Genomic DNA, 1,455 nt, shown 5'->3' on the forward strand with positions numbered 1-1,455 from the left:
CCAAGGCGCTCTCCCGCGACATCGTCGCGGAGTTCACGCAGTTCCCGCTGCGGCTGGCGTGGGCCGTGACGATCCACAAGTCGCAGGGCAAGACCTACGAGCGCGCGATCATCGACCTGGGCTCGGGCGCCTTCGCCCCCGGCCAGACCTACGTCGCACTGTCGCGGCTGACGAGCCTCGAGGGGCTGTACCTGACCCGGCCGCTGCGCCCCAGCGACATCCGCGTCGATCCGGACGTGCGTCGCTTCATGCGCCCGCGCGCCTGACGGCGCCGTCGCGGCGGGGCGTGCCCGGCGGGTCAGGCGACGAGGATGCCGGCCTTCGCGCGGGCCAGATCCTCGAACAGCTCGGTGTTGAACCGGTAGGCCTGCAGCACCTCGGCGATGACGCGCTCCTTCTCGGCGTCGTCCCACGGTGCGGCATCCAACTGCTCGCGATAGACGTCCTTGAAGGCCTTCGGGTCGGCGATCGCGTCGAAGAGGTAGAACCCGATGCCGTTCGTCTCGAAGCCGAACCGGCGAGCCATCAGCCGGCCGATGAACAGGCCTCCGGAGAGGTCGCCGAGGTATCGGGTGTAGTGGTGGGCGACGAAGCCCCCGGCCCAGGTCGCACCGACCGCCCGGATGCGCTCGACATAGCGCTGCGTCGTCGGCAGCGGCTGGATCTGCGTGCGCCAGTCGGCGCCCAGCAGGAACTCGAGGTCCGCTTCGAGGGCGGGCAGGCGCGTGAGACGGTCGCTGATGAACACGGATGCCACCGGATCGGCCTTCATGCGTTCAGTGGCCGCCTCGAGGGCTTCGTAGATGAACCAGTGCTGCGCGACGAGGGCGATGTAATCCTCGCGGGTGCCATCGCCCTTGATGAGGTCGGCCATGAATCCCGCGCTCTCGCTGCCGGAGTGGGCGCCGGTGGAACGCTCGCGCAGTGCGGTGGAGAAGGCGATCGGCTCGGACATGCCCTCATCGTATGACCAAGGCTCAGCTAACCTGAAGCTTTTTATTCAGGTGGCATCCGGTTGTCTGGGCCGCTGTCAGCTGTGGGGCCGCGGTTCGACCCCGAGCGCGGCGCAAGCGGCGTCGTACAGGGCCACGATCTCGCGGCGAACGTCGCGGCGCTCGGCGATGGGCGCGTGGAGCCACCCCACGCGCACCGACCGTGCCGACCCGTCGGCCCGCACGGCCACCCAGTCGCCGCCGTCGCCGTCGAAGCCGGCCATGGTCGCCTGTACGGCGTCGGGGCACCCGGATGCGCGCGCGATCAGCAGGCTGTCGTCGGTGTGGTCGTCGTTCATGTGCCGGAGCACGCCCACCAGGGTGGCGTCGTCGAAGGTATGCGGCATGACCCCAGGCTAGGTGAGCCGTACGGGGGCGGACGCCGGGGTGTGTTTGAATCGTAGGGAGACTTTTCGGGGGTTTGGATGCCGCACATCAGCCGCGCACGGCGCGTCGTGACCGC

General features: G+C 69.3%; 2 protein-coding genes and 1 pseudogene. 1 reads left to right on the top strand and 2 read right to left on the bottom strand.

Going from position 1 to position 1,455, the window contains the following annotated elements:
• A pseudogene (locus NQ160_RS23670) lies at window positions 1-266 on the top strand (helicase C-terminal domain-containing protein); the annotation flags it as partial.
• A 32-nt stretch (window positions 267-298) separates the two neighbouring features.
• Here NQ160_RS23670 and NQ160_RS23675 read toward each other — a convergent pair.
• A complete protein-coding gene (locus NQ160_RS23675) occupies window positions 299-955 on the bottom strand; it encodes a biliverdin-producing heme oxygenase (RefSeq protein ID WP_257517436.1) in 657 nt (218 codons plus the stop codon).
• Window positions 956-1,030: 75 nt separating this feature from the next.
• The gene (locus NQ160_RS23680; RefSeq protein ID WP_257517437.1) at window positions 1,031-1,339 is read right to left on the bottom strand and encodes a DUF2470 domain-containing protein; all 309 of its coding nucleotides are present in this window, start codon (window positions 1,337-1,339) and stop codon (window positions 1,031-1,033) included.
• Window positions 1,340-1,455 lie beyond the last annotated feature (116 nt).

This window comes from Microbacterium sp. zg.Y909, assembly GCF_024626565.1.

Bases quoted from the DNA above. Each gene is read 5' to 3' on its own strand.
- NQ160_RS23680 (WP_257517437.1), bottom strand. From the start codon at position 1,339: ATGCCGCATACCTTCGACGACGCCACCCTGGTGGGCGTGCTCCGGCAC.
- NQ160_RS23675 (WP_257517436.1), bottom strand. From the start codon at position 955: ATGTCCGAGCCGATCGCCTTCTCCACCGCACTGCGCGAGCGTTCCACC.